General features: G+C 46.1%; 7 protein-coding genes. 3 read left to right on the top strand and 4 right to left on the bottom strand.

What is annotated here, in order from left to right:
- Positions 1-187, top strand: a 187-nt coding sequence (locus H5300_RS27720) for a hypothetical protein (protein WP_220503516.1), incomplete at its 5' end; no start/stop codon positions are given.
- Positions 188-245: 58 nt separating this feature from the next.
- Here H5300_RS27720 and H5300_RS16515 read toward each other — a convergent pair.
- Together H5300_RS16515 and H5300_RS16510 are read right to left on the bottom strand one after the other, a co-directional pair.
- Positions 246-1,673 (bottom strand): NAD-dependent succinate-semialdehyde dehydrogenase, encoded by a 1,428-nt coding sequence (locus H5300_RS16515; RefSeq protein WP_182796454.1) that lies wholly within the window; start codon positions 1,671-1,673, stop codon positions 246-248.
- Between the two features lie 188 nt (positions 1,674-1,861).
- Complete coding sequence (locus tag H5300_RS16510; protein ID WP_004731927.1) at positions 1,862-2,650, bottom strand: IclR family transcriptional regulator; 789 nt, start codon at positions 2,648-2,650, stop codon at positions 1,862-1,864.
- 153 nt (positions 2,651-2,803) lie between these two features.
- Between H5300_RS16510 and pta the strand changes: the two genes are divergently transcribed.
- A complete protein-coding gene (gene pta / locus H5300_RS16505) occupies positions 2,804-3,877 on the top strand; it encodes a phosphate acetyltransferase (protein WP_182796453.1) in 1,074 nt (357 codons plus the stop codon).
- A gap of 73 nt (positions 3,878-3,950) precedes the next feature.
- Complete coding sequence (locus H5300_RS16500; RefSeq protein ID WP_182796452.1) at positions 3,951-4,715, top strand: sulfite exporter TauE/SafE family protein; 765 nt, start codon at positions 3,951-3,953, stop codon at positions 4,713-4,715.
- Between the two features lie 84 nt (positions 4,716-4,799).
- On the opposite strand, the gene H5300_RS16495 is transcribed toward H5300_RS16500, so the two are convergent.
- Both H5300_RS16495 and H5300_RS16490 read right to left on the bottom strand, forming a co-directional pair.
- A complete protein-coding gene (locus H5300_RS16495; RefSeq protein ID WP_182796451.1) occupies positions 4,800-6,518 on the bottom strand; it encodes a cobaltochelatase CobT-related protein in 1,719 nt (572 codons plus the stop codon).
- Positions 6,519-6,521: 3 nt separating this feature from the next.
- On the bottom strand, positions 6,522-7,505 hold the full coding sequence (locus tag H5300_RS16490; RefSeq protein ID WP_182796450.1) for an AAA family ATPase: 984 nt from the start codon (positions 7,503-7,505) through the stop codon (positions 6,522-6,524).
- Between the last annotated feature and the right edge of the window lie 201 nt (positions 7,506-7,706).

Below are 7,706 nucleotides of genomic sequence, written 5' to 3'. Positions count from 1 at the left end.
GGGTGCTTGCAGCCCCAACCCGAGCATAAAAATATCAGAAGAATTCAATGTGGCTGGACCTTGTATTGGAGCCTATTTAGGAGGTGCATATTTTAACCCAAATCCACACAAAACGTCGAAGAGCCTTTTTTTTTTTGTGTGTGGGAATCTTAGAAGAGAGGTGGTAGTAGGGCTATTCGATGTTTAAGCTTGCTGATGTCTAAGAGTCAGGCTTAGTTACGACCAAGCCTAACTACTTCCGAGACCTAGTTACTACCAAAACACAGATACTTAATATCCATGTACTCATCAATGCCTTCTTTAGCTCCTTCACGGCCAATACCTGATTGCTTAACACCGCCGAAGGGCGCGACCTCGGTTGAGATGAGGCCATCATTAATACCGACCATACCGTACTCAAGTGCCTCTGCGATGTTCCATACTCGATGAATGTTCTGACTGTAGAAGTACGACGCTAATCCATAAATGGTGTCGTTTGCCATCTCAATAAGCTCTTCGTCTGTCTCGAATTGCATCACAGGAGCGACAGGACCAAAGATCTCTTGCTGAACAATGTCCATGCTGTGTTTCACATTTTTAAGAATGACAGGCTGAAGGAAAAGCCCATCAAGCTCTTGAGTTGGCGTCACAGGTGTAGCGCCTTGTTCTACCGCTCTGTCTATTAATGCTTGGATGTTGTTCTTCGCATTCTGACTGACAACAGGACCAATGGTGACACCTTCATCTAAGCCGTTACCAATCTTAAGCTGTTGAACCGCTTTATCGAATTTAGCCACGAACTCATCGTATACCTTACTGTGAACGTAGAATCGGTTTGCACAGACACATGTTTGTCCCGCGTTACGGAATTTTGACGCCATTGCGCCTTGAACCGCCGCGTCGATGTCTGCATCGTCAAACACAATAAAAGGTGCGTTGCCACCGAGCTCCATAGAAGTGCGTTTGATGCCTTTTGCCGCTTGAGCCATCAAGATACTGCCGACTCGAGTCGAGCCCGTGAAAGAGATTTTTTTAATCAGTGGATGAGAAGTGAATAGGGTGCCAACTTGCTCAGGGCTTTCACCAAGAACGACTTGAAGTAGATCTTTCGGGATACCCGCTTGATAAGCCAGTTCAACCACAGCAAACGCAGAAAGCGGTGTTTCATCTGAAGGTTTTACGACAAAGCTACAACCGGCTGCCAAGGCTGGAGCTGCTTTACGAGTGATCATTGCAATAGGAAAGTTCCATGGCGTAATTGCACACGAGACTCCAATAGGCTGCTTGATGGTCACCAAGCGTTTGCCTGCGACTGTGCTAGGAATAGAATCACCATAAGTACGCTTGGCTTCTTCTGCGAACCACTCAATAAAGCTCGCGCCATACACGACTTCGCCTGTCGCTTCTGCTAACGGTTTACCCTGCTCAATCGTCATGATTCGAGCAAGATCTTCTTTGTTTTCAAGGATCAGTTGGTGCCAACGGTGTAGTGATGCAGCACGAGATTTAGCTGGAACCTTGGCCCACTCTTTCTGTGCAACATGAGCACGTTCAATCGCGTTTGCTAACTCTGCTTGTGATGAAATAGGTGCGTGTCCGACGAGTTCACCCGTCGCTGGGTTTGTGACTGCAACTGCGTTGTTCGCTTCTGTCACCATAAAAGAGAGTAAGTGCTGGTTCTTAATGTTTAGCATCGTGATTCCTTTGTTGTGATTACTTTAGACGTGTTGCTTATATGCGGGTTGGCGAGTGTTCAAATGACTTCGACCAACCGTTGATTGGTCGAAGATAGTGGTCGTTAGCTCGTTAGCTCGTTAGTTCGTTAGTGCTTAAGTTGTTGCTTTCGAAGCGATAGCCACTCGAAGCGGTCTAAGAAAATGACCTATTGTTGACTCCAATTATCAGACTCTATTTTCGCTAGCGCTTTTGCTGCTTTTTGAAGAGCGGGTAGGTACTTGATCGCTTCATCAGGTTTGACTCGAATTACAGGCGCTTGTATCGCTAGGCCGAGGTTTGATTGACCCGTAGATGACGGGATCAGCACGGCGATACAGACTAAGCCCGGCAAAAATTCTTCGTCATCAATCGCAAAGCCTTGGATTTTCGCTTCTTCGATGTCTTTCTCTAACATTGAATAGTCGGTAATAGTGTTCACGGTGTATTGAGTCAGTGGCACATTTTCAATTAATCGTCTGCGCTGTGACTTAGACATGTGCGCCAAAAACAGTTTTCCGCTTGCTGAGCAATGCACTGGGACGCGAGAACCTGGGTGTAGATGAAAACGAAGGGGTGCTTCAGTTTCTGCACGATCAAGATAGATGATCTCGCCACTTGATAGCGCCGTTAGGTTACAGCTTTCACCAACTTCTGCTCTCAGGTTTTCAAGAATAGTGCGTCGGGCACTGTGCATGGTGCTATTCAACAATAGGTTTTCGGCAAGCTTTCTGAGTCGAATACCTGAGCTGTAGTGCTTCTCATCGCCGTCTCTTTGAATGATGCCTGCCGCTTCTAACTGCTGAAGCATTCGGTGCAGCGTAGGTTTTGGCAGTCCAGTTTCTTCGACTAATCCTTGAAGAGAAATAAACTCGTCTTTTTGCGCTATCACCTCTAATAGTGCAAAAAGTCGGAGAGTCGGTGTATCCCCTTGAACTGGTGGTGTTTCTGTTTGCATATAATGATCCATCCTTGCGATATGTCTATGCCTAAGAGTGTACATACCAAATCATTATTCTTCAATTATCTGAATAAAATTTGACCTTTTTTATTATTCCAATAATATAAATACAAATTATGGAACAATTAATCTCAATAAATGGAATTTAAGATGAAGGCGATTGAACGGATTATTGATAAGGCTCACTTAGATCGTAAGCGAGTGGTTTTGAGTGAAGCTGAGGACCCGCGAGTACTAGCAGCCGCAAGAATGGCGATAGACAAACAGCTCGCTTACATCACCTTAGTCGGGGATGAACCAGCGATCATCGCTGCTGCAGAATTGCATCACATTGATCTTGTGGGCATTCATATTGTTTCCCCACAGGCGTCATCACTCAAAGAAGTACTCGCTGAGCGGTTGTATACATTAAGAAAAGCGAAAGGTATGACTTACGATGATGCGCTAGAGCTGGTTCTAGACCCGCTCGTTTTTGCCAATTTGATGGTCAGAGAGGGGCTGGTGGATGGCACAGTTAATGGTGCGGTTTATACCACGTCTGATGTGGTGCGAGCTGCGCTTCAGATTATCGGCCCCGCGCCAGACAGTGAATTGGTGTCCAGTTTCTTTCTGATGATGTTGTGTGAGCCTTTCCATAATCTTAAAGGCGGCATGATTTTCAGTGACTGTGGTTTGGTGATTAACCCCAATGAAACCGAGCTAGCATCGATTGCAGTGGCCGCATCAAACAGCGCTCAAACGCTACTGATGGAAGAACCTAAAGTCGCAATGCTGTCGTTTTCGACCAACGGCAGTGCCAAGCACGAATCGGTCGATAAGGTTCGTAACGCGGCTCAACTCGTGAAACAGCGTTGTCCCGGAATCGCCGTCGATCAGGATGTTCAACTCGATGCCGCGATTGTGACTGAGATTGCCGCGAAAAAGCTGCCAGATTCAGAGGTGAAAGGTCAATCGAACGTGTTGATATTTCCCAATCTAGAAGCCGGTAATATTGGTTATAAGCTTGCGGAAAGGTTAGGCGGGGCAGTTGCGATTGGTCCACTGTTACAAGGGTTAAATCAACCTGCGAATGACTTATCAAGAGGGTGTTGCGCACAAGACATCTTTAATGTGATCGCGGTGACCGCAGTGCAAGCACAGCAAGAGAAAGTGTCTGACTCTAAGGCTGATAGTGAAGCTGAGGTTGAAGAAAGACAAGAGTCGACGTTTGAATTTAGGTATTAACATCTCGCTCCTGAATCTAGCACTCAAATTCGCACTCATATCCAGCCCCCAAACAACCTAATTAGGATAGCTAATGGAGTTACCTGTTTTACTCGCCATTCTTACCACTATTGCGGTAGGTACCTATTTTCAAACTGTCACTGGATTTGGCCTCGGTATCATCGTGATTGGTTTAACGGTTAGCCTTAATCTGGTTTCCTTACCCGTTATAGCCGCTGTGGTCAGTATTGTGACCTTGTTCAATTGCTTGGTCGCATTGATGGGTAAGCCACTGCTTGGGGAACTCAAGATTCTGGTGGTGTTGGTCATCGGTATTATTCCCGGCGTTTCGATGGGGGTGTACTTGCTGGACGAGTTAAGCGATTCGGCAACGCATATTCTTCGAGGACTATTGGGTGCGATGGTGCTATTCGCAGGTTTGAGTTTTATGTTCAAACCTAAAACCAGAAAGGATCGCTCGGCAACCGTATCTTTCCTTGTCTCAGGCTTTAGCTCTGGGTTAGCGGGTGGGTTATTTGGGATGGCAGGTCCACCGATTGTTTATCATCTCTATCGGCAACCTTTTTCTCTCGATCTGGTGCGAAGCACACTGCTGATGGTGTTCGCTTGTACGTCGATGTCACGTACGGTCAATGTCTACGCTGCAGGCGACATGGAACAGAGCATACTGTGGTTATCTGCTATTGCTGTTCCCTTGGTGGCGCTTGTCACGATGTTTGCTCGACGTTTCCCACCGCCGTTGTCTAATGATCAACTCAGAAAGTTAGTGTTTATTGTGTTGATGTTGATTGGTGGGTACTTGATGGCGGTCTCTGCATGGTCGTTATTTTTGGCTTAGAACGTTTTCTTTATCAAAGTTATCTTTGAAGGAGGAGGGCTTGATTCTCGTTTAATGCTTGATGACTCCCTCCTCACTGACACGTCAGCGCTTTAGCATCTCAAATACGCTCTTAGATAATCCAAATAAGCAGCTCTCCTGCACATCTAAGGTGATGTTACTGCGGTAGTACGGGCTTAAATCGACGCCCATCCCCACGCCATGAATCTCAATTCCGTTTTTGATCGACTCACGTTCAATGACTTGTTTTAGGTGGTTATCCAAATAGAACTGATCGTTGGCGGTGCTGGTGGCGGTATCCATTGGGCAGCCGTCTGAGAACACGATCAAAACCTTTCGTTGAGCAGTGTGCTGTTGCAACCGCTGGCTAGCGAACTGCACCGCTTCGCCATCAATCCCTTCTTTAAAGACGTCTGCTTTACGAAGACTCGCAATGCCAAGGCGAGATCGTCTCCAATGCGTATCAAAATCCTTAAACACGATGTGCCGAACTTCGTTCAAGCGGCCTGGATGCTTGGGTTGGCCTTGTTTAAGCCACTGTCGATAGACCTTGCCACCGTTCCAATTGTTGGTAGTGAAGCCAATGATCTCAAATGGGATATCAGCCAATCCTACGGATTTGAGAATCGTATCTATCAACAAACTTAGCTTGTGACTGTGCTTTTGCATTGAACCAGAACAATCCATCAAAAACGTGATGGCACATTGATGAGATGCGCCGATGTCAGGTTGATAAAAGACAGTGCGATCCAATGGCGACGTGATGAGCTTGGTGATGGTGGTGGCGTTAACAATGCCTTCTTCTAAATGGTCCTGACGTCTGTTCCTCTGTGGTGTGGCAACAAAGCTAGTAAGCATAGCGGCTAAACGGCGAGTGTTTACTTGTCTCGCCATGATGTCATCGGTGAGCTTTTGTCTCAGTTCGAACAATAGGGCGCGCCTGACGAGTTTGTCTGCGGCGATGACTTGATCAAATTCTGAATTAAAGACCTGATAATTCGCGCCCGAAAGCTCGAATACCTTACTATTGCCCGTGATGTCGCTATCGACGTCTTCATCTTGAATGTCACCATCAACAATCAAGGCTAGCTGCGCAAGGATCTTAATGTCTTCTTCGGCCGTTGGAGTGGGCGAGTTATCACTTTCTTGTTCTTGGATGACTAACTCTTGTGCAAGGGCGGCAAGCTCATTAGCGCAGTGCGCAAACTGTTGCTGGTCGGCTCGATGCTGCTTTAAGCGCTTCAGACAGTGACCAAAAGTAGGCACGATGCCGGCGCGAGTCGATTCAATGGTTTCAGCGATAGGCTCCGAAACTGGAACGCCAGTTAAGCGGGTGTGGATGACCTGCATCAGTGTAAACAGCAACATGCCTATTCGTGATTCGGTGAAGCCATTTTGATGATATTGGTCGCTCCAATATGCAAAGTTGAATTGAATACTAGTGATCACGCCCTTCAGATAAGACGGGACTTGCGATTCAATTCGTACCTGTTCGCAGAAGTCGTAAAGCAGACGTTCTATTTCGTTTTGAGGGCGTAATGAATAATGCAGGTCAACGTCTGAAAGCAATAGTCGCAGTGCCGATGAATCGATCTTACCTTGCATCGATAGTTTGCTGTTTTTCAGCTCATGGCGAGAAACAAAGGTGAGATCGTTAGTATGTGCAGACTGATAATAACAAGGGCTATTGCCTTTATAGAGACGCTCTCCCCGATAATTCAGACTCAACTCACCACTGATCGCTCTTGCGACAGATACGCCAAGATCGAGGATCTTTTTCTGCTGAGAAGAAACATTGGCCATGGTTTACGACTCCGAGTGCGAATAGTTTTGAGCATGCGTTTCTAGATCTTCACCAAAGCAGCGGAAATAGTATTCACTGACTAGCTCTTTCTCTTCGTCTTCGCAGCGATTTAAGAATGACAGTCTAAATGCCGTTGCTACATCGTCGAATATTTGGATGTTTTCGGCCCAAGTGAGTACCGTTCGCGGAGACATCACTGTCGAAAGGTCACCAGCCCGAAACCCGTTACGCGTTAATCCGGCGGTCGCGATCATTTTCTCAACCAATTGTCGGCCACTTTCATTATTTAGATCTGGAAGCTTGGATAACACGATCTTAGTTTCATGTTGTGGATCTAAATAGTTGAGTGTAGCGATGATGTTCCATCTATCTAACTGACTGTGGTTAAGTACTTGAGTACCCGAATACAAACCTGAAAAATTACCCAAGCCAAGCGTGTTGCAGGTAGCAAACAGGCGGAAAGAAGGGTGAGGAGTGATCACTCGGTTTTGTTCTAAAGAGGTGTATTTGCCATCTTGCTCTAACAGTTGTTGAATCACAAACATCACGTCAGGGCGACCAGCGTCGTATTCATCTAATACCAGTGCGATGGGTTGTTGAATGCTCTGAGGAAGAATGCCTTCTTTAAACTCTGTTACCTGCATTCCGTCTTTAATGACGATGCTGTCTTTACCTATGAAATCCAATCGACTCAGGTGTCCGTCTAGGTTGATCCTCAAACACGGCCAATTCAATCTCGCGGCAATTTGCTCAATGTGAGAAGACTTGCCCGTTCCGTGCGTGCCTTGTATCAATGTGCGACGATTGGAGGTGAACCCTGCCAATATAGCCAGCGTCACTTCGGGGTCAAAACAGTAATTAGGATCGACTCTCGGCACATATTCACCCGGATGTTCAAATGCCATCACGGTTAGGTTACTGTCGATGCCAAAGCGTTCTCTCACGCTTACCGGCTGCGTTGGTACCAATTCCGCCTCTTTCATCATATTTCCCTCTATATAGCTCATCACTTGTCGCTGCTATCGCGATATGTCATCGATTATTAACAGCTCCAGTTAAGTTAACGGCACTTTTTGTACGAAAAACTACCAATAATGTGATCCAGTTTTATTAATTAGAATGAATTGTTCCAATTTAATATAAAAAGTTGACGCGCAAAAATTCTACTACTAAGGTGAAAATGAATT

The sequence above is a fragment of the Vibrio sp. SG41-7 genome (assembly GCF_014164465.1).
Taxonomy (GTDB): domain Bacteria; phylum Pseudomonadota; class Gammaproteobacteria; order Enterobacterales; family Vibrionaceae; genus Vibrio; species Vibrio splendidus.
Note: the sequence above shows the minus strand (reverse complement) of the source record. Positions and strands in the feature narration are given on the sequence as shown.

What these genes read in the sequence shown, in the direction of transcription:
- H5300_RS16515 (WP_182796454.1), bottom strand. Translation starts at nt 1,673, where the DNA reads ATGCTAAACATTAAGAACCAGCACTTACTCTCTTTTATGGTGACAGAA.
- H5300_RS16510 (WP_004731927.1), bottom strand. Translation starts at nt 2,650, where the DNA reads ATGCAAACAGAAACACCACCAGTTCAAGGGGATACACCGACTCTCCGA.
- pta (WP_182796453.1), top strand. Translation starts at nt 2,804, where the DNA reads ATGAAGGCGATTGAACGGATTATTGATAAGGCTCACTTAGATCGTAAG.
- H5300_RS16500 (WP_182796452.1), top strand. Translation starts at nt 3,951, where the DNA reads ATGGAGTTACCTGTTTTACTCGCCATTCTTACCACTATTGCGGTAGGT.
- H5300_RS16495 (WP_182796451.1), bottom strand. Translation starts at nt 6,518, where the DNA reads ATGGCCAATGTTTCTTCTCAGCAGAAAAAGATCCTCGATCTTGGCGTA.
- H5300_RS16490 (WP_182796450.1), bottom strand. Translation starts at nt 7,505, where the DNA reads ATGATGAAAGAGGCGGAATTGGTACCAACGCAGCCGGTAAGCGTGAGA.